The sequence below is a fragment of the Streptomyces sp. NPDC079167 genome, from assembly GCF_040686735.1.
In the GTDB taxonomy this organism is placed as follows: domain Bacteria; phylum Actinomycetota; class Actinomycetes; order Streptomycetales; family Streptomycetaceae; genus Streptomyces.
The window spans coordinates 343,389-360,123 of the sequence record NZ_JBFBLO010000006.1 but is presented as its reverse complement, the minus strand read 5'-3'; the positions used below and the strand labels follow the sequence as shown (position 1 = coordinate 360,123).

The window sequence follows — 16,735 nt, the reverse complement described above, 5'->3', positions numbered from 1 at the left end:
CGTTCCGATATTGAGGTGCACCCGACATAATCCAAGCCTCCCCCCACAGCCGACGGAGGCCTCTCCCCTCATGAGCCCGTACACCGTCAGTCGCCGGACCTTCCTCGCCGGCGCACTCACCGCCACCGCCGGAGTCCTCATCGGCGGGGCGCCCGCCGTCGCCGCTCCCGCCGAGGCCCTCGGCACCCTGAACTGGATGTCGGGCATCGCCGACGCCACCCCGCTGCGGCGACTCACGATCCCTGGCACGCACAACGCGGGCGCGCGGTACGGCGGTCCGTGGACGGAGTGCCAGAACACCACGATCGCCGCACAGTTCGACAGCGGCGTCCGCTTCCTCGACATACGGTGCCGGATCAGCGGTGACGCGTACGCCATCCATCACGGGGCGTCGTACCAGCACCTGAACTTCGACGACGTGCTGGGCGCCTGCCGGGACTTCCTGGCCCGGCAGCCGTCGGAGACCGTGCTGATGCGGGTGAAGCAGGAGTACTCCGAGGAGAGCGACGCCGCGTTCCGGCGGATCTTCGACCTCTACCTCGACGGCAAGGGCTGGCGCCCGCTCCTCCACCTCGAACCCGCGCTGCCGGACCTCGGCGGCGCCCGCGGCAAGGTGGTCCTGCTCGCGGACAACGGCGGCCTGCCCGGTGTCCGGTACGCCGACCCGGCGGTCTTCGACATCCAGGACGACTACATGGCGGAGCCGTTCCGCAAGTACACCGAGATCGAGGCCCAGTTCCGCAAGGCCGCGCAGCAGCCCGGCAAGCTGTTCATGAACTACGTGAGCACCGCCGCCCTGATGCCGCCGCGCTGGAACTCCGACCGGCTCAACCCGCAGGTGCACTCGTTCCTCGACGGACCGGAGGCGGCGGGCTGGACCGGGCTCGGCATCGTGCCCCTGGACTACCCGGCGACCCGCTCCGGGCTCGTCGAGTCGCTGATCCGGCACAATCCGACGGGCTGAGCCGCCCGCCGGCGTCGCCTACGAGGGCCCCGTCCGCTGCTGCCGTACCCGCCGTGTCATGACCACCCCGGGGATGCCGACGGCGAGCAGGACCGGGATCGCGAGGACGATCCCCGCCCAGAGGGCGAGGGCGAGGTAGCCGTAGGCGGCGTTCCGCGTGTCCGCGTCCGCCCGTACGAGAAGGACGACGCTCGCGACGAGCGCGGCCGCCATGAGGAACGCGATGACGGCGGCGAGGCGGACGAGGATGCCGGCCCACCGCCGGTAGCCGTCGCTGACCGGGGGCTGCGGTGGCGCGTACGCCGTGTGTGCACCGGGCGCCCGGTCCGGGCGATGGGCGGGCTGCTGGTCTGCCATGGCGCCCAGTTGTACTGCGCGCGGCCCGGAAACACCAGGTCTCCCGGCCCTTCGGGGCGGACCGCCGACGAACATGGACTTGTCGAATATCGATATGGCCCCTAACCTCGGCATATCGAATATCGATGGGAACGGGGCGCCATGCACACGCGAATCACCAGGATCCTGGCCACTGTGACCTTCGTGATGGCGACGCTCTTCGGGCTCGCCTTCATCGGCACGGCGGTCACGCACATGCTCGACGACGGCGCGGTCTGCGTGGAGACGGACTTCTGGCGCAACGCCTCGCCGGCGGACAAGGCGTCGACCGGCGACGGTGTGCAGGAGTCCAGCAGTATGACGCGCCTCTGTCAGGACGGACCCTCCGTGGGTCAGCGCGCCGCCGACCTCGGGGGCCAACTGCCCTGGCTGCTGTTCAGCTCCCTCGCGCTGCTGCTCTTCAACCGTCTGCTGGAGGCCGTCCTGCGCCAGGGCCCGTTCACCCACGCGGTGGCGAAGCGGCTCTCCGTGCTGGGCTGGGTCGTCGCCCTGGGCACACCGGCGGCCGGTCTCGTGGTCGGCACCTCGCAGTCCTGGCTCGTCGACAGCATGTCGCCGAACGTGGGCTTCGGGGTGGAGATCGACGGGCCGATGGTGCTCATCCTGGCCGGCCTGGCCGCGGTGATCGTAGGATCGTTCATGCGCGAAGGCGTGCGCATGCGAGAGGACCTCGAAGGGACCATCTGATGGCCGAAGAGGAACTCCACGGGATCCGGATCCACCTCGACCGGATCCTGGCCGAGCGGGACATGACGCTCACCGAACTGTCCGCGCGGGTGGGCATCACCGTCGTCAACCTGTCCGTGCTCAAGAACGGGCGCGCCAAGGCCATCCGCTTCTCGACCCTGTCGAGGATCTGCGACGTCCTCGGATGCCAGCCGGGCGACCTGATCACCCACGACCCCACGGGGAAGGCCCCTTAGCCGGCCGTCACGCCCCCGGCGGCGGCTGCGGCGCCCCCGGGAGGCGGATCGACGCCACCGTGCCGCCGCCCTCCGCGGGGCTCAGGGTGACCTGGCCGCCCGCGTGCTGGACCGTACGGGCCACGATGGACAGGCCGAGGCCGGAGCCGGGGAGCTGGCGGGCCGAGGGGGAGCGCCAGAAGCGGTCGAAGACGTGCGGGAGGTCCTCGGCCGGGATGCCGGGGCCGTGGTCCCGTACGGTCAGCTCGCCGCGGTGGAGGACGACGTCGACCGTGCCGCGGGCCGGGCTGAACTTCACGGCGTTGTCCAGGACGTTGACGACCGCCCGCTCCAGGGCCGCGGGCTCCGCGCGTACGTACCAGGGGGCGAGCTCGGCGTTGATGGTGAGCTCGGGGCCGCGCAGCCGGGCACGCTGAAGGGCGTTACGGGTGATCTCGTGCAGCGCGACCACCTGGAGGGGGCCCGGCTGGGCGGCGTCGGGGCGGGAGAGCTCCTGGAGGTCGCCGATGAGCGCGGCCAGTTCCGTCATCTGGGCCTTGACCGAGGTCATCAGTGCCTTGCGGTCGTCGGGCGGGATGGCACGGCCCGTCTCGTCGCTTCGGGCGAGCAGCTCGATGTTGGTACGGAGCGAGGTGAGCGGGGTGCGCAGTTCGTGCCCGGCGTCCGCGATGAGCTGGGCCTGGCGGTCGCGGGACGTGGCCAGGGAGCTGGCCATGGCGTTGAAGGAGCGGGAGAGGCGCGCGATCTCGTCCTCGCCCTCGGCGGGGATCCGGATGGTCAGGTCCTCGGTCTCGGCCACGTGCTCGACCGCGTGGGCGAGGTCGTCGACGGGGCGAAGACCGGTACGGGCGATCCACAGACCCGCCGCGCCGGCCCCGACGACGCCGATGCCGGCGACGAGGAACAGCACCCAGGCGAGGGTGGAGAGCGGGGCGGTGACCTCGCTCATGGGGCGGGCGGTGGACAGCGCGAGGCTCCCTGCCTGCGCCCCCGGGCCCCGGACTTCGAGCGGTGTGGTGTAGACCCGCATGTCCGTGCCGTTCTCGGCCGTCTCGGTGTGCAGGGCGTAGGAACGCTCCCGCTTGGCCACCTCCAGGTCCTCGGGGGTCACCGGAAGCTTCGACGTCGCGGCCTCGGAGGCGATGCAGACCGTGCCCTGGGAGTCGATGAGCTGCACCGTCACGCCGGTGAAGGGCCGGGGTTCCTGGGAGGAGCCGCCCTGGCAGTACGCGTACAGCTGCGAGAGATAGATCTGGTCGACCTTGGAACCGCGCAGCGTCTTGTCCAGCTGCTGCTCCAGTTGCTGCTGCGTCACGAACCAGCACGCCGCCGCCACCGCCGCGACCGCCACCGCGACCGCCGTGGCGACCAGCAGGGCGAGCCGTGAGCGCAGCGGCAGGGCGCGGAGCCGGCGGGGCAGGCCGGTCACCCGTCACCGCCGCCGGAGCGCAGGGCGTACCCGACGCCCCGGACCGTGTGGACGAGGCGCGGTTCGCCGCCCGCCTCCGTCTTGCGGCGGAGGTACATCACGTACACGTCCAGGGAGTTGGAGCTCGGCTCGAAGTCGAAGCCCCAGACCGCCTTGAGGATCTGTTCGCGGGTCAGCACCTGCCGGGGGTGGGCCAGGAACATCTCCAGGAGGGTGAACTCGGTCCGGGTGAGCTCGACCCGGCGTGTCCCCCGGGTGACCTCGCGGGTGTTCAGGTCCATGCGGAGGTCCGCGAAGGACAGCACGTCGTCGTCGGGGAGGGGCCCGCCCGCCGCGACCGCGTAGGAGCTGCGGCGCAGCAGGGCGCGGATGCGGGCGAAGAGCTCGTCCAGTTCGAAGGGCTTGACCAGGTAGTCGTCGGCGCCCGCGTCGAGCCCGGTGACACGGTCGCCGACGGTGTCGCGGGCGGTGAGCATCAGGATGGGCGTGGTCGATCCGGTGGACCGGATGCGCCGGGCGGCGGTGAGGCCGTCCATGCGGGGCATCTGGATGTCCAGGACGATCAGGTCGGGGGCGTACGACTCGGTCTTGGCGAGGGCGTCGTAGCCGTCCACGGCCACCTCGGTGCCGTACCCCTCGAAGGCGAGGCTGCGCTGCAGGGCCTCGCGCACGGCGGGCTCGTCGTCGACGATCAGGACGCGCTGGGGATCGTCTTCGGCGGGGCTCATCGCTTCTTCGTCCTCTTCCTTCGGGCCGGGTGCTGCGTGCTCGGTTCTCAGCCTCGCACGGCCGCCGCGCGGCGTCGTGCGGCACGTCGCCCACGGCCGGAGCCGCTGCGGATCTCGGCCGGGCGGCGTGCGGGCGCGGCGGGAGCCGAGGTGGCCAGTTCCGCGGCCAGGGCGAGCGGGAGGGCCAGACCGGAGGGGCCGGCGTCCACGGCGGTGTCGGTGGTCATGGGGACCTCCTCGTCAGGAGCCGTCGCCGGCGCGCAGGGCGTCCAGGTCGGCCTTGACCGTGTTGACCGGGATGGCGAAGCCGAGGCCCACGCTGCCCGCTGCCGAGCTGCCCGAGGCGCTGGACGAACTGGGCGCGTACATCGCCGAGTTGATGCCGATGATCTCGCCGTTCATGTTGATCAGGGCGCCGCCGGAGTTGCCGGGGTTGAGCGAGGCGTCGGTCTGTATGGCCTTGTACGTCGTCTGGGACGAGCCGGTGTCGCCGTTGAACTGCTGGCCGCCGAACTCGAACGGCCAGTTCTGGCCCCCCTGTTGCTGCTGCTGGCCCTGCTCGTCCTCCTTGGCGACCGTGACGTCGCGGTCGAGGGCCGAGACGATGCCGCTGGTGACCGTGCCCGTGAGGCCCTCGGGCGAGCCGATCGCCACGACCTCGTCGCCGACCTTCACCGAGGAGGAGTCACCGAGCGAGGCCGTCTTCAGCCCGCTCGCACCCTGGAGCTTGATGAGGGCCAGGTCCTTGTCGGGGTCCGTGCCCACGACGTCGGCGGTGTACGACTTGCCGGTGCTGAGGGTCACCTTGATCTGGGAGGCGCCCGAGATGACGTGGTTGTTGGTGACGATCTCGCCGTCCGCCGTGATGACGACGCCGGAACCGGTGGCCTCGCCCGACGAGGACGTCGCGCCGATCTCGACGATGGCCGGGGACACGGCTGCCGCCACGCCGGAGACGGTGCCGGCGGTGCTCTGCGAGACGGTGGTGCCGTTGACCACGCCGCCGGAGGCCGAGCCGCCGGAGCCGCCGCCCGCGAGCTCGCCGATGAGGGTGGCGGTGCCGCCGCCGATCGCCGCGGCGGCTATCGCGACGGCCGCCAGCAGGGCGAGCGGCCGCTTGACGCGGCGCTCGGCCTTCGGGGCGTCGGCCGGGACGGGCTCGGGCGCCGGGGCGGGCCAGGCGTGGGCGGCGGCGGGCACCTCGGCGGTCTGCCGCTCGGGCCCGTAGGCCGGCGGCGGCGGGTAGGCCGCCTCAGCACCACCGCGCGGGGCACTGTCGTACGAGCCGGTGCCGTGCGAGGCGCCGGCGTACGTACCGTCGCCGTACGTACCGTCGCCGTACGTACCGCTGCCGTGCGAGGGGGACATCGGGTACTCGCCGCTCGGGCGGTGGCTGTCGGTCATGTCTACGAGAGTGGCCAGCGAACATGAGAACAGCCTGAGTACGTCCTGAGAAGCCTGGCAGAACCTCGTATGCCCGATATAAGGAAGGGCCCCCGCTACGGCCTGGCGACCGTCGGTTCGCCGCAGCCGCACGACCGGCGCACCACCAGGGCCGAAGGGAACTGCTTCAGCCGCTCGCGCCGCGACCCCGAGACCCGCAGGGAGTCGTCGAGGACCAGGTCGACGGCCGCCCGGGCCATCGCCGGACGGTCCGAGAAGACCGTCGTGAGCGGCGGATCGGTCAGTCCCGCTTCCTTCACGTCGTCGAAGCCCGCGACCGCCAGCTCACCCGGCACGTCGATCCGCAGCTCACGCGCGGCCCGCAGCACCCCGATCGCCTGGTCGTCCGTGGAGCAGAAGATCGCCGGGGGTCTGTCGGGTCCGGAGAGCAGCTTCAGTGCCACCTGGTAGGCGTCGTAACGGTTGTACGGGGCGTGGAAGAGCCGGCCCTCGGTCGGCCGTCCGGCCTCCTGCATCGCCCGGCGCCACCCCTCGATGTGGTCGGCGACCGGGTCACCGACCACCGGGGTCGACTCCATGCCGCCGAGACACGCCACGTAGGCGTTGCCGTGCTCCAGGAGGTGGCGCGTGGCGAGCTGGGCGCCGCCGACGTCGTCGGTGACGACCGCGACGTCGTCGATCGCCTCGGGGCGTTCGTGCAGCAGGACCACGCGGGCGTCCCATGCCTCTATCTCGGCCGCGGCCCGCTCGCTGGGGCCCTGGCTGACCAGGATCAGCCCCGAGACCCGCATGCCGAGGAAGGCCCGCAGATAGTGGACCTCGCGCTCGTCGCGGTAGTCCGAATTGCCGACGAGCACCATCTTCCCGCGCTCCGCCGCCGCCTGTTCGACGGCGTGTGCCATCTCGGCGAAGAACGGCTGCCGGGCGTCCGGCACGATCATCCCTATGAGGTCGGTGCGCCGCGAGGCCATGGCCTGGGCGACCCGGTCGGGCCGGTACCCCAGCTCCTTGATCGCGGCGAGCACCCGCTCGCGCGTGGCCGGGGCGACCGGCCTGGGTCCGTTGTTGATGACGTAGCTGACGACCGCTGTCGAGGTCCCCGCCAGTCTCGCCACATCGTCCCGCGTCACCTTGGCCACGCGCGGCAGTCTACGCGGAGAGACCTACCGCTTGGCAGGCCGGACCGGGGCTTCTTCCGCGATCTCACCCTCCACGGACTGCTCCGAACGGGTGACCACCTCGTCCACGGGCCCGGGCGTCGCCTTGGCCCTCGCCTCCTCGGCTGCCCGGTCGCCCTTCTCGGCTCCCCGGTCACCCTTCTCAGGGGTGACGAAGCGGTAGCCGACGTTACGGACGGTGCCGATCAGCGACTCGTGCTCGGGGCCGAGCTTGGCCCGCAGCCGCCGCACATGGACGTCGACCGTGCGGGTGCCGCCGAAGTAGTCGTAGCCCCAGACCTCCTGGAGCAGCTGGGCGCGGGTGAAGACCCGGCCCGGGTGCTGCGCGAGGTACTTGAGCAGTTCGAATTCCTTGAAGGTCAGGTCGAGGACCCGGCCCTTGAGCTTGGCGCTGTACGTCGCCTCGTCGACCGACAGATCGCCGTTGCGGATCTCCATGGGGGAGTCGTCGGCGGTGATCTGCTGGCGTCCGGTGGCCAGCCGCAGCCGGGCCTCGACCTCGGCGGGCCCCGCGGTGTCCAGCAGGACGTCGTCGATGCCCCAGTCGGCGGTGACGGCCGCCAGGCCGCCCTCCGTCACGACGAGGATCAGCGGACAGCCGGGCCCGGTGGACCGCAGGAGCTGACAGAGCGAGCGGACCTGGGGGAGGTCGCGCCGGCCGTCGATGAGTATGACGTCGGCACCAGGGGTGTCGACGAGAGCTGGTCCCTCGGCGGGGGCGACCCGCACACTGTGCAGCAGAAGGCCGAGGGCGGGGAGCACCTCCGTCGACGGTTGAAGGGCATTCGTCAGAAGCAGCAGTGAACTCATCGCCGCCCACCTGCCTGGGTCGTCGGTCGATCGTGCACGTTCAGCTCGCCCATTACGTCGGTCCTCCTCGTTCCCTGCGAGAGGGGCACTCCCGGGTCGGACCCGGGGGAGTATGCGGCACTGCTTCGTACTCCCGTACGACCATTTATCCCGACGGCCGTCATACGGTTTTTACTGTGCGGTCCCGCGCCCGGGGAACGCTGAGCTTGTGGAAACGCTGCCGTAACAACGCTCGGAAAGCACAAAAGGACCCGGGGGCTGCTTTGCCCGGATCCTCTTCGCAGCAGAATAGCCCACATGAGTTCTGTGTCCGAGGGTCGTTTCTCGAGTTCTTCTGTTCCCTCGATCACGCGGCACCCCCGGCGCACCACGTTGCTGACCGGTGACGGGGTCCGTATCGAGGCGGTGTACACCCCGTGTACGGCGGGTTCCGGGGCCGTCGGCGGCGAGGGGACCGCGGGGACCGCCATCGTCCTCGCGCACGGTTTCACCGGCTCCGTCGACCGGCCGGCCGTGCGGCGCGCCGCGGAGGTGTTCGCCCAGCGTGCGGCCGTGATCATCTTCTCCTTCCGGGGCCACGGAAAGTCGGGAGGGCGGTCCACGGTGGGTGACCGCGAGGTGCTGGACCTGGCAGCCGCGGTCGCCTGGGCGCGGTCGCTGGGACACCGTCGCGTCATTACGGTCGGCTTCTCGATGGGCGGTTCCGTGGTGCTCCGGCACGCCGCTCTGTATACGGCGCCGGAAGCCACTGAATCCGTGGCCGAGGAATCGGAAACGCCGGGGGCCGAACGGGTGGAGCGGCGCACCGGGGCGCACGAGGCGCAGGGGGAGCGCGCAGGGGCGCATTCAGGCGCACACGCAGATGTCGTCGTCTCGGTGAGCGCGCCCGCTCGCTGGTACTACCGGGGCACGGCTCCGATGCGCCGCCTGCACTGGGTCGTCACCCGTCCCACGGGCCGGCTCGTCGGCCGCTACGGCTTCCGCACCCGGATCCACCGCGAGGACTGGAACCCCGTGCCGCTCTCTCCGGTGGAGGCCGTCCCGCTGATCACCGCGCCGCTGCTGATCGTGCACGGCGACCGTGATCCATACTTCCCCGTGGACCACCCCCGGATGCTGGCAGGAGCCGCAGACGACCGGGCGGAGCTCTGGCTGGAGCACGGCATGGGCCACGCGGAGAACGCCGCGGACGAGAAACTGCTGACCCGTATCGCCGACTGGACGGACGCGGCGTGCTCCATGATGGACAGCTGACGTACGACGAAAGGGGTGCCGCCATGGCAGCGGGAACGATCCGCTACTGGGCCGCGGCCAAGGCCGCCGCAGGAACCGCGGAGGAGCCGTACACGGCGGACACGCTCGCCGAGGCGCTCGACGGGGTGCGCGAACGGCACCCCGGTGAGCTGACGCGCGTACTGCTCCGATGCTCGTTCCTGATCGACGGGAATCCTGTGGGGACCCGCGGTCATGAGACCGTACGGCTTGCCGAGGGCGGCACGGTCGAGGTGCTCCCGCCGTTCGCAGGAGGGTGAACCGCAGACCATGAGCAACAGCGATCAGCAGTATCCGTACGATCCGGGACACGGGCGGCAGCACCAGGGGCAGCAGCCCTACGACCCGGCGTACGCGCAGCAGCCGTACGACCCGGCTCACGGGCAGCAGGACCAGCAGCCCGTGTACGGGCAGGACCAGCAGCCCGTGTACGGGCAGCAGGGCCGGCAGCCGGTGTACGGGCAGCAGCAGCCCGCCTACGGCCAGGAGCCCGTGACGCCCGGATACGGCTCGCAGCAGCCGTACGCGCAGCAGCAGCCCTCCGCGTACCCGGAGCAGGGCGCTCCCCAGGCCCCCGCCGACCAGGGCGCGACGCAGACGTGGCAGGGGCAGACCTGGGACACCCAGTACCAGCCGACGATCCGGCCGCAGCACCAGAACGCGCCCGCCTCCGCCCCCGCGTCCGTGCAGGGCGCACCGGTCGCCTACCCGCTGCCCCCCGAGGCCCCGGCGGCCCCGCCCGCCCCGTCGGCTCCGGAGGCGGCCGCGCCGGCCGACGCCGGCTACAGCGCGCCCACCACCCTGGGCAACAGCCGGATCACCGACGCACAGCGTGCCCGGGCCGAGGGGCGTTCGCCGGTCATCGCGCCGGGCATCCAGCCCGCCGCGATCACCGCGGGCCTCGGTGTGCTCCTCGCTCTCGGCGCCGCGATCGGCCCGTACGCCCTGCTCGTGCCCCTGGTCCTGCTCCAGGCGGTGACCGCCGCAGGGTGGTTCCGGCTCAACGGCATGTGGCCGGCCAGGCAGGGCATCGCGCTCGCGTTCGCCGGCGGCGTGGTGGCCGACGTCGTGCTGCTCGCCGCGGGCCGTGACAACGCCCCGGCGGCCATCCTCGGCACGCTCGGTGTCTGGGTGCTCCTCACCCTGGTCCTCCAACTGCGCAGCCGGGCCGGCGCGGACGAGCGGATGTACGGCCTGACGGCCACGGTCGCGTCGGCCGCGCTCGCGGTGCTGGCCGCCGGGCACCTGGCGGCCGTCCCGGACGCGGTGACCGTCGGCGGCCTCGCGGTCGCCGCGGCGGTCCTCGTCAGGGCCCTGCCGCTGCCCGGACCGGTCTCGGTCGTCGGGGCGCTGCTCGTCGCGGCGGGTGCCGGCCTGGCCGGCGGAGCGTTCACGGACTTCGGCGCGCAGGCCGCGTTCCTCGGGTTCGCGGCCGGCGGCTGCGCGCTGATCGGCCTGCGGGTCGCGAGCTACGACTACCCGTCCCGTTTCGTGCACATGACGGCCGGGGTGGCGCTGCCGCTCACGGCCGCTGCTCCCGCCGTCTATCTGATCGGTCGCGCGATCGCCTGACGCCGGGCGTCCCTGACGTTCCCTCACTCACACTCCACGTATCCGGGAACCGCCCGGGCCGCCCGCTCGTCGATCACTCCGGGCGCGCCGCACGGCCGAAGTAGGCTCACGCCCACAGGGGTCAGCCCGGTCCGAGTGGGGGAACAACAGGCATGCGAGCACTGCGAATACTGCTGATCATCGCCGTGGTGCTGGGTGGCGTCTTCGTCGCCGTGGACCGCGCCGCCGTGCATTTCGCGGAGTCGGAGGCCGAGGGACGGATCGCCTTCGGCGGCGTCGAGTCCGGTCCGACCCGGGTCTCGATCAAGGGCTTCCCCTTTCTGACCCAGGCGGCCAGAGCGGAGTTCGACCGCGTCGACGTCACGGTCGACGACGTCCAGGCCGGAGCGGCCGGGCGGGAGATCCGGATACGGAAGATCCAGGCCCAGCTGCACCAGGTGAAGGTGGGCGGCGGGTACACCAGCGCGACGGCCGCCCGGGCCACCGGGACGGCCTTCCTGTCGTACGAGGCGCTCACCGCGGCGGCGGACGACGGCGTCTCGGTCGCCTACGGGGGCGACGGCAAGGTCAAGGTCACCGGTTCGGTCGAGATCCCGCTGCTGGGCGAGAAGGTCACGCGCAGCGTGCTCTCCACGGTCACCCTGGTCGACGGGGACACCGTGAAGGTGCACGCCGACGAGGTCCCGGGTGAGGGCATCCCCGGTCTGGAGGGCCTGGTCAGGAAGAAGACCGACTTCGACCGGGAGATCGCCGGCCTGCCCGACGGCCTGAAGATGGAGAAGATCGAGGTGACGCCGGGCGGCCTGGAGATATCCATGACCGGCGCCGACATCCGGCTCGCCGGATGACGACACGGAACGGACGCCACGGGTAACTCCCGGGTGGCCGGGGTAGGGGTCCGCGAAGGTGGCCCGGGACGGCCGATCCAGATAATGAGACGAGCTCGTCCGTTCCGCAGATGACCGCCGCCCGGAGGCCGCCCGCGTCCGGGTCCGCGATGGCGCCGGGGCCGCTCTTGTCTCGCATCACGGACGATCGTGTCTCATCATCCGACACGACGGTGACATCTCCGGCCGTACCTCCCTACGATCGGACGCATGAAGCGACAGGCGGACCTCACGAAGCGGCGGGCAGTAGACCTGTGCCGCGTCGCCGCCATGCTCTGTCGCACCTTCTGAGCGGGACCCTCTCCCGTTTCCCCCGGCCCTTCGACCACGTCAGGGCCGAGCCCGTGCCTTCCGTACGCGTTCCGCTCACAGCCCCTGCGCGTACACCTCGCACTCCGCACACCGCACCACCCCGCCGCAGACTGCCCCGGAGGAGAAACACATGAGCCGCGCAGACGTTCTGGTCGACGCCGACTGGGTCGAGGCCCACATCGACGACCCGCAGGTCGCCATCGTCGAGGTCGACGAGGACACCTCGGCGTACGAGAAGAACCACATCAAGAACGCGATCCGGATCGACTGGACCAAGGACCTCCAGGACCCGGTCCGCCGGGACTTCGTCGACCAGGCCGGCTTCGAGAAGCTCCTGTCCGAGAAGGGCATCGGCAACGACACGCTGGTCGTCCTCTACGGCGGCAACAACAACTGGTTCGCCTCGTACGCGTACTGGTACTTCAAGCTGTACGGCCACGAGAACGTCAAGCTGCTCGACGGCGGCCGCAAGAAGTGGGAGCTCGACTCCCGCGACCTGACCGACGCCGTCCCGACGCGCCCGGCCACCCAGTACAAGGCCAAGGCCCAGGACGAGTCGATCCGCGCCTACCGCGACGACGTCGTGAAGGCCATCGGCAGCCAGAACCTCGTCGACGTACGGTCGCCCGACGAGTTCAGCGGCAAGCTGCTCGCCCCGGCGCACCTCCCCCAGGAGCAGTCGCAGCGTCCCGGCCACGTGCCGAGCGCCCGCAACATCCCGTGGTCGAAGAACGCCAACGACGACGGCACGTTCAAGTCGGACGACGAGCTCAAGGCCCTCTACGAGGACGAGCAGGTCGACCTGTCCAAGGACACCATCGCGTACTGCCGCATCGGTGAGCGTTCCGCGCTCACCTGGTTCGTCCTGCACGAGCTGCTCGGCCAGGAGAACGTCAAGAACTACGACGGTTCGTGGACCGAGTACGGCTCCCTCGTGGGCGTGCCGATCGAGCTCGGCGCCAACAAGTAAGAGGGTCCGGCAATTGGGGGACCCTCCAATTACGCATGACCCGATCAGCAGGACCCCGACCAGAAGGACAGAACACCATGTGTGGAGCACAGGCCGGCGGCCCCGACGCTTCGACGATCAAGCCGGGCGAGACGACCATCCAGGGCAGCGTGACCCGCGACGGCGAGCCCGTCACCGGCTACGTCCGTCTGCTGGACTCGACCGGTGAGTTCACCGCCGAGGTCCCGACCTCGGCGACCGGACAGTTCCGCTTCTACGCGGCCGAGGGCACCTGGACGCTCCGCGCCCTGGTCCCCGGCGGCACCGCCGACCGCACGGTCGTGGCGCAGACCGGTGGCCTCGCCGAGGTCGCCATCGCCGTGTAGTTCACGCGCGCATACGGCCGGAGGGCCGCACCCCAGGGGGTTGGACGCCACCTGAACAGGGGTGCGGCCCTTCGTGCCGTCCGCGTTCGCGTCCGCGCCGAAGAGCTCTACGCTGGAAGCATGTACGCCCGGCGCAGGCGCGTCTATTTTCTGATGATGGGCGGATGCCTCTTCCTCTTCGTCTCCGCCTGGGCCTTCGTGCGTCTGTGGTCCGTCCCGGCCGCCGTGGGGATGTGCGTGGTCGCCATGGTCATCCCGCCTGTCGCCGCGATCGTCGCCAACCGCCGTGGACCTGATGACCGTTGGTACGACGATCCGTCCCGTGTCTCCCGCCCCCCTGGCCGTCCCTCGTCCCGCGAGAAGCGCACGGGCGACCCGCAGTCGGACGAGTGGTGGGACGAGCTCGACGGCAGGGACCACCGCCGCTAGCGGTCAGTAGACGAGGGCCTGGGTGCCGTCCGCCATGGCCTCCTGCACGAAGACCTGGGCGCCGGCGATGCGTACGCCCTCCAGGACGTCCTTCTCCGTGATGTCGCGCCGCGCCGCGCACTGCGTGCAGAGCGTGATCCCGCCGCCCGCCAGGATCGAGTCGATCAGGTCGGGCAACGGCGCGGAGTGCGGCAGTTCGAATTCGGCGGCGCGCCCCGGCAGGGCGAACCAGGCGGACTCGCCGGTCAGCCACAGCGAGACCTCGACCCCGCTGGCGACGGCCACGGCCGCCACGGTGAAGGCCTGCGAGCAGCGCTCGGCGGCATCGGCTCCGGCGGTCACCTTGATCACGAGCTTCTTCGGCATGTACCGAACTGTAATCCTCGGCCGGGCAACCTCCCCTGTGACCTGTGGGTCAGTTGTGTGCGCAGGTAATGGAACCCGCGCCTCAGGTCTCTTGGGGGGGACCCTTTTGGAACCGAACGACACCATTTCCGGCCTGCCGGCCGAGCCGCCGGCCGTCGCCCCGGAACGGAAGCGTCCACGGGGACGCACGACTCTGCTGATCGCCGCCGCCGCACTCCTCGGCATCTCCTGGGGCACAGCGGTCGGCTACGACATCCAGGCGGAGCGGCCTCCGACGCCGCTGCCCGCGCTGTCGCAGGCGGAGCTGGCCTACCCGGCGAAGGCGCTCCCTGCGGACAAGGTCCCGGCCCCACTGCCCGCCTCGCAGGACCGGCAGGTCAGGACGGACGGCGACCTGCGCAAGCTGCTGCTGCCCAAGCCGAAGGGATTCGAGAAGTCCGACGGCCTGTGGCTGCGGGACGGGTGGATGGACCTCGCGGACGACGCGCGGCTCTTCGACGACGAGGCCTACATGTACGAGGAGCTGCTCGGGGCCGATTTCCGCCGGGCGGCGGGCGCCTCCTGGGAGAAGGGCAACAGGGTGGTCAACGTGGCGCTCGTCCAGTTCCGCAGCGGTGACCAGCTGGGCGCGGTCGGCCACGCGGAGAGCCAGCTGTCGTACATGGGCGAGAGCGATATCGGCGCGGGCAACACAGGCGATCCGATCAAGGGCAGCGGGAACGGCCGCTACTACCTCTACGAGGTCCACAACGAAGCGGGATACCTGCCGATGTACCGGGCCAGGGCCGTCGCGCAACGGGGCGACGTGATGATGGAGATCAACTTGTTCGACACCGAGCCGCTCGGCAAGAAGGACATCCGCAGCATGGCCGAGCGGCAGTTGGGGCTCCTGTGACCGACGAGAACGTGCCGGAGCCCACCGCGGACGGCGTATCCACCCCGGTCACCTCCGCGACTTCGGAACCGGAAACCACCCCCGCCCCCGGCGACGGGGCGACCCCTGCCGCCGGGCCCCCCGCACCCTCCCGGAGGGACGGGCGGCTCCTTGCTGTGGCGCTCTCGATCGCGATCGGAGCGGCATGCGGCGCTGTCGGCTACACCGTGCACAAGGTCGGCGGCGCCGACCGTACGGCGAGGACAACGGTGTGGCAGAAGCCGGAGGGCGTGTCCGGCAAGGACCCCGCCGGAGACGTGTCCGCCGGCCGGACGTCCACGGAGCTGAGCAAGCTCCAGCTTCCCGTGCCCCCGGGTTACACGCTCGGTCCCGACTCGGGGGGTGACGGCAACGACAGCGAGATCAGCGGGAAGAAGGCCACGGCCGCGCTGAAGGAGACGGGCAGGGGCCTGGCCGGCAAGCAGCGCCGGGAACTCGACAGGCGCATCGACAAGCTCAAGATCCAGGGCGTGGCCGTGCGTACGTACCGAGCGGACAGCGACGACCTGGCCGTCGAAATCAAGATCACGAAGATGAAGGACCGGAAGGCCGTCCGCGACACGCATCTGTTCCGGAAGGACCTGCTGGAATCCGTCGGGGAGTTCCGGAAGGGGCCTGCGGTCAAGGGTCACAAGCACGCCGCGTGCTTCCTCGTGCCGAAGGAGAAGGACGCAAGCGGTGATGCCGTGGAACTCGCCGGCATGCAGTGCACGGCGTACGACGGCGAACTGAGCGTCAACCTCGTCGCCACCGGCATCGAGCCGTTCGAGAAGACCGAGGTCGTGAACCTGCTGAAGGACCAGCTCGACCACATAGCGTCCCCGGGGGAGTACGTATGACCGAGCAGACGGTTACGCCTGCCGAGCCGGAGCGGACGGCCGCGCAGCCCGAGCCGACGGAGGCTCCCGCGTCCCCGGAGGCGGCCGCCCCCGTGCTCCCGCCCCCGCCCACCGCCCCGCCGATGCCGCAACAGCCCGCAGGCGCCGGGCCGGGGGGTCCCGGTGGACCTGAGCCCGTGAAGCCACCGCGCCGGGTGCTCCGAGCCGTGGCACGGTGGACCGCCGTCGTGCTCGTTCTCGGCTCCCTGGGGACGGGTACGGCCTTCGGGATCGCTTCGATGGAGCGCACCGACGTGCCGGGTCTCGCCACGGAGCACGACGGGCGCTGGGAGTACCCGGCGCTGACGCTGCCCGCGCTCCCCTCCGGCTCACCGAGGCCCTTCAGCCCCGGCAACACCGCCCAGATCCACCACGCGGATCTGCGGGACCTGCTGATTCCGGCACCGGCCGGCGCGGCCGTGGACAGCAAGATCGACGGTGGCTGGACGACGCCGGAACAGTTCGCGTCCGAGTACCGCAAGGACGGCCGCGACCGCATCCGCGGCCTGCTCGCCGACTCGGCGCTGCGCCACATCGCGGCCCGCGGTTGGAGCATGCCGGACGGCACGACCTCCCGGGTCTACCTGCTCCGGTTCAATTCGACGGCCTACGCCGAGGGCTTCCGGGATGACATGTACATCGGCGGCGGTCCCGGCCAGGCACTCGACTGGAAGGAAGACCTCGTCTTCGACGAGGGCTGGGAAGGCTCGGACAAGGACCCGGACACCACCACGTTCGTCTTCACGGACGCGCAGCCGGACGGGAAGGAACGGATCCGCGCCGCCTACGTGCAGGCCGGTGACACGGTCGCGCTGATCGTCCACGAGCGGAAGGGCTCGAAGCCGGTCCCGGAGGTCCCGTTCCACCAGACCCTGATCCTCCAGGACCAGCTCCTGGGCTGAGCCGACCGGGCCCGGG

The 16,735-nt window shown here is 71.1% G+C and carries 22 protein-coding genes; 14 read left to right on the top strand and 8 right to left on the bottom strand.

From position 1 onward, the window contains the following. Positions 1-70 precede the first annotated feature (70 nt). Positions 71-964: a phosphatidylinositol-specific phospholipase C gene (locus tag AB0P41_RS15990; protein ID WP_365932471.1), complete on the top strand. Its 894-nt coding sequence runs from the start codon at positions 71-73 to the stop codon at positions 962-964. 18 nt (positions 965-982) lie between these two features. Here AB0P41_RS15990 and AB0P41_RS15985 read toward each other — a convergent pair whose 3' ends face one another. Continuing rightward, positions 983-1,321: a hypothetical protein gene (locus tag AB0P41_RS15985; protein ID WP_365932469.1), complete on the bottom strand. Its 339-nt coding sequence runs from the start codon at positions 1,319-1,321 to the stop codon at positions 983-985. Between the two features lie 141 nt (positions 1,322-1,462). Between AB0P41_RS15985 and AB0P41_RS15980 the strand changes: the two genes are divergently transcribed. Then, positions 1,463-2,047 carry a DUF2975 domain-containing protein gene (locus AB0P41_RS15980; RefSeq protein ID WP_365932467.1) on the top strand — a complete coding sequence of 195 codons (585 nt, stop codon included), beginning with the start codon at positions 1,463-1,465 and terminating at the stop codon, positions 2,045-2,047. Further along, complete coding sequence (locus AB0P41_RS15975) at positions 2,047-2,283, top strand: helix-turn-helix transcriptional regulator (RefSeq protein WP_365932465.1); 237 nt, start codon at positions 2,047-2,049, stop codon at positions 2,281-2,283. The genes AB0P41_RS15980 and AB0P41_RS15975 overlap by 1 nt, the downstream gene beginning before the upstream one ends. A gap of 7 nt (positions 2,284-2,290) precedes the next feature. On the opposite strand, the gene AB0P41_RS15970 is transcribed toward AB0P41_RS15975, so the two are convergent. The 6 genes from AB0P41_RS15970 to AB0P41_RS15945 all read right to left on the bottom strand — a co-directional run bounded on the left by AB0P41_RS15970 (position 2,291) and on the right by AB0P41_RS15945 (position 7,832). Further along, a complete protein-coding gene (locus tag AB0P41_RS15970; protein ID WP_365932463.1) occupies positions 2,291-3,712 on the bottom strand; it encodes a HAMP domain-containing sensor histidine kinase in 1,422 nt (473 codons plus the stop codon). Continuing rightward, positions 3,709-4,440: a response regulator transcription factor gene (locus AB0P41_RS15965; protein ID WP_356708036.1), complete on the bottom strand. Its 732-nt coding sequence runs from the start codon at positions 4,438-4,440 to the stop codon at positions 3,709-3,711. Before AB0P41_RS15965 ends, AB0P41_RS15970 begins: the two co-directional genes overlap by 4 nt. 47 nt (positions 4,441-4,487) lie before the next feature. Further along, positions 4,488-4,667: a hypothetical protein gene (locus tag AB0P41_RS15960; protein WP_356708035.1), complete on the bottom strand. Its 180-nt coding sequence runs from the start codon at positions 4,665-4,667 to the stop codon at positions 4,488-4,490. A 13-nt stretch (positions 4,668-4,680) separates the two neighbouring features. After that, positions 4,681-5,844, bottom strand: a complete 1,164-nt coding sequence (locus AB0P41_RS15955; protein WP_365932461.1) for a trypsin-like peptidase domain-containing protein — start codon at positions 5,842-5,844, stop codon at positions 4,681-4,683. A 95-nt stretch (positions 5,845-5,939) separates the two neighbouring features. Continuing rightward, the gene (locus tag AB0P41_RS15950) at positions 5,940-6,983 is read right to left on the bottom strand and encodes a LacI family DNA-binding transcriptional regulator (RefSeq protein WP_356708033.1); all 1,044 of its coding nucleotides are present in this window, start codon (positions 6,981-6,983) and stop codon (positions 5,940-5,942) included. A 24-nt stretch (positions 6,984-7,007) separates the two neighbouring features. Continuing rightward, positions 7,008-7,832, bottom strand: coding sequence for a response regulator transcription factor (locus AB0P41_RS15945; protein ID WP_356708032.1), 825 nt, complete (start codon positions 7,830-7,832; stop codon positions 7,008-7,010). 297 nt (positions 7,833-8,129) lie between these two features. Here AB0P41_RS15945 and AB0P41_RS15940 point away from each other — a divergent pair, with 297 nt between their 5' ends. From AB0P41_RS15940 to AB0P41_RS15905, 8 genes are all read left to right on the top strand, one after another. Further along, a complete protein-coding gene (locus AB0P41_RS15940; RefSeq protein ID WP_365932459.1) occupies positions 8,130-9,086 on the top strand; it encodes an alpha/beta hydrolase in 957 nt (318 codons plus the stop codon). 23 nt (positions 9,087-9,109) lie between these two features. Continuing rightward, positions 9,110-9,364: a MoaD/ThiS family protein gene (locus AB0P41_RS15935; protein WP_104787757.1), complete on the top strand. Its 255-nt coding sequence runs from the start codon at positions 9,110-9,112 to the stop codon at positions 9,362-9,364. A 10-nt stretch (positions 9,365-9,374) separates the two neighbouring features. Further along, the gene (locus tag AB0P41_RS15930) at positions 9,375-10,676 is read left to right on the top strand and encodes a hypothetical protein (protein WP_365932457.1); all 1,302 of its coding nucleotides are present in this window, start codon (positions 9,375-9,377) and stop codon (positions 10,674-10,676) included. A gap of 152 nt (positions 10,677-10,828) precedes the next feature. Next, positions 10,829-11,524, top strand: coding sequence for a DUF2993 domain-containing protein (locus AB0P41_RS15925; RefSeq protein ID WP_365932455.1), 696 nt, complete (start codon positions 10,829-10,831; stop codon positions 11,522-11,524). A 249-nt stretch (positions 11,525-11,773) separates the two neighbouring features. Next, positions 11,774-11,854, top strand: a complete 81-nt coding sequence (locus AB0P41_RS15920; protein WP_350310325.1) for a putative leader peptide — start codon at positions 11,774-11,776, stop codon at positions 11,852-11,854. Positions 11,855-12,005: 151 nt separating this feature from the next. Then, the gene (locus AB0P41_RS15915) at positions 12,006-12,845 is read left to right on the top strand and encodes a sulfurtransferase (RefSeq protein ID WP_356708028.1); all 840 of its coding nucleotides are present in this window, start codon (positions 12,006-12,008) and stop codon (positions 12,843-12,845) included. Positions 12,846-12,922: 77 nt separating this feature from the next. Further along, positions 12,923-13,210 (top strand): DUF1416 domain-containing protein, encoded by a 288-nt coding sequence (locus tag AB0P41_RS15910; protein WP_014154938.1) that lies wholly within the window; start codon positions 12,923-12,925, stop codon positions 13,208-13,210. A gap of 120 nt (positions 13,211-13,330) precedes the next feature. Further along, positions 13,331-13,639 carry a DUF3099 domain-containing protein gene (locus AB0P41_RS15905; protein ID WP_356708027.1) on the top strand — a complete coding sequence of 103 codons (309 nt, stop codon included), beginning with the start codon at positions 13,331-13,333 and terminating at the stop codon, positions 13,637-13,639. 3 nt (positions 13,640-13,642) lie between these two features. Here the strand turns inward: AB0P41_RS15905 and AB0P41_RS15900 are convergent, their stop codons facing one another. Further along, a complete protein-coding gene (locus tag AB0P41_RS15900) occupies positions 13,643-14,005 on the bottom strand; it encodes a DsrE family protein (RefSeq protein WP_356708026.1) in 363 nt (120 codons plus the stop codon). A 106-nt stretch (positions 14,006-14,111) separates the two neighbouring features. Between AB0P41_RS15900 and AB0P41_RS15895 the strand changes: the two genes are divergently transcribed. From AB0P41_RS15895 to AB0P41_RS15885, 3 genes are read left to right on the top strand one after another with little or no spacing between them, the layout of a single operon-like run. Then, positions 14,112-14,900 (top strand): hypothetical protein, encoded by a 789-nt coding sequence (locus AB0P41_RS15895; RefSeq protein WP_356708025.1) that lies wholly within the window; start codon positions 14,112-14,114, stop codon positions 14,898-14,900. Beyond that, positions 14,897-15,778, top strand: coding sequence for a hypothetical protein (locus tag AB0P41_RS15890; protein WP_365932452.1), 882 nt, complete (start codon positions 14,897-14,899; stop codon positions 15,776-15,778). The genes AB0P41_RS15895 and AB0P41_RS15890 overlap by 4 nt, the downstream gene beginning before the upstream one ends. After that, positions 15,775-16,719 carry a hypothetical protein gene (locus tag AB0P41_RS15885; RefSeq protein WP_365932450.1) on the top strand — a complete coding sequence of 315 codons (945 nt, stop codon included), beginning with the start codon at positions 15,775-15,777 and terminating at the stop codon, positions 16,717-16,719. The genes AB0P41_RS15890 and AB0P41_RS15885 overlap by 4 nt, the downstream gene beginning before the upstream one ends. Positions 16,720-16,735 lie beyond the last annotated feature (16 nt).

Excerpts from the sequence above, each read along its gene's own strand:
- AB0P41_RS15990 (WP_365932471.1), top strand. The coding sequence starts at position 71 with ATGAGCCCGTACACCGTCAGTCGCCGGACCTTCCTCGCCGGCGCACTC.
- AB0P41_RS15985 (WP_365932469.1), bottom strand. The coding sequence starts at position 1,321 with ATGGCAGACCAGCAGCCCGCCCATCGCCCGGACCGGGCGCCCGGTGCA.
- AB0P41_RS15980 (WP_365932467.1), top strand. The coding sequence starts at position 1,463 with ATGCACACGCGAATCACCAGGATCCTGGCCACTGTGACCTTCGTGATG.
- AB0P41_RS15975 (WP_365932465.1), top strand. The coding sequence starts at position 2,047 with ATGGCCGAAGAGGAACTCCACGGGATCCGGATCCACCTCGACCGGATC.
- AB0P41_RS15965 (WP_356708036.1), bottom strand. The coding sequence starts at position 4,440 with ATGAGCCCCGCCGAAGACGATCCCCAGCGCGTCCTGATCGTCGACGAC.
- AB0P41_RS15960 (WP_356708035.1), bottom strand. The coding sequence starts at position 4,667 with ATGACCACCGACACCGCCGTGGACGCCGGCCCCTCCGGTCTGGCCCTC.
- AB0P41_RS15955 (WP_365932461.1), bottom strand. The coding sequence starts at position 5,844 with ATGACCGACAGCCACCGCCCGAGCGGCGAGTACCCGATGTCCCCCTCG.
- AB0P41_RS15945 (WP_356708032.1), bottom strand. The coding sequence starts at position 7,832 with ATGAGTTCACTGCTGCTTCTGACGAATGCCCTTCAACCGTCGACGGAG.
- AB0P41_RS15940 (WP_365932459.1), top strand. The coding sequence starts at position 8,130 with ATGAGTTCTGTGTCCGAGGGTCGTTTCTCGAGTTCTTCTGTTCCCTCG.
- AB0P41_RS15935 (WP_104787757.1), top strand. The coding sequence starts at position 9,110 with ATGGCAGCGGGAACGATCCGCTACTGGGCCGCGGCCAAGGCCGCCGCA.
- AB0P41_RS15930 (WP_365932457.1), top strand. The coding sequence starts at position 9,375 with ATGAGCAACAGCGATCAGCAGTATCCGTACGATCCGGGACACGGGCGG.
- AB0P41_RS15925 (WP_365932455.1), top strand. The coding sequence starts at position 10,829 with ATGCGAGCACTGCGAATACTGCTGATCATCGCCGTGGTGCTGGGTGGC.
- AB0P41_RS15920 (WP_350310325.1), top strand. The coding sequence starts at position 11,774 with ATGAAGCGACAGGCGGACCTCACGAAGCGGCGGGCAGTAGACCTGTGC.
- AB0P41_RS15915 (WP_356708028.1), top strand. The coding sequence starts at position 12,006 with ATGAGCCGCGCAGACGTTCTGGTCGACGCCGACTGGGTCGAGGCCCAC.
- AB0P41_RS15910 (WP_014154938.1), top strand. The coding sequence starts at position 12,923 with ATGTGTGGAGCACAGGCCGGCGGCCCCGACGCTTCGACGATCAAGCCG.
- AB0P41_RS15905 (WP_356708027.1), top strand. The coding sequence starts at position 13,331 with ATGTACGCCCGGCGCAGGCGCGTCTATTTTCTGATGATGGGCGGATGC.
- AB0P41_RS15900 (WP_356708026.1), bottom strand. The coding sequence starts at position 14,005 with ATGCCGAAGAAGCTCGTGATCAAGGTGACCGCCGGAGCCGATGCCGCC.
- AB0P41_RS15885 (WP_365932450.1), top strand. The coding sequence starts at position 15,775 with ATGACCGAGCAGACGGTTACGCCTGCCGAGCCGGAGCGGACGGCCGCG.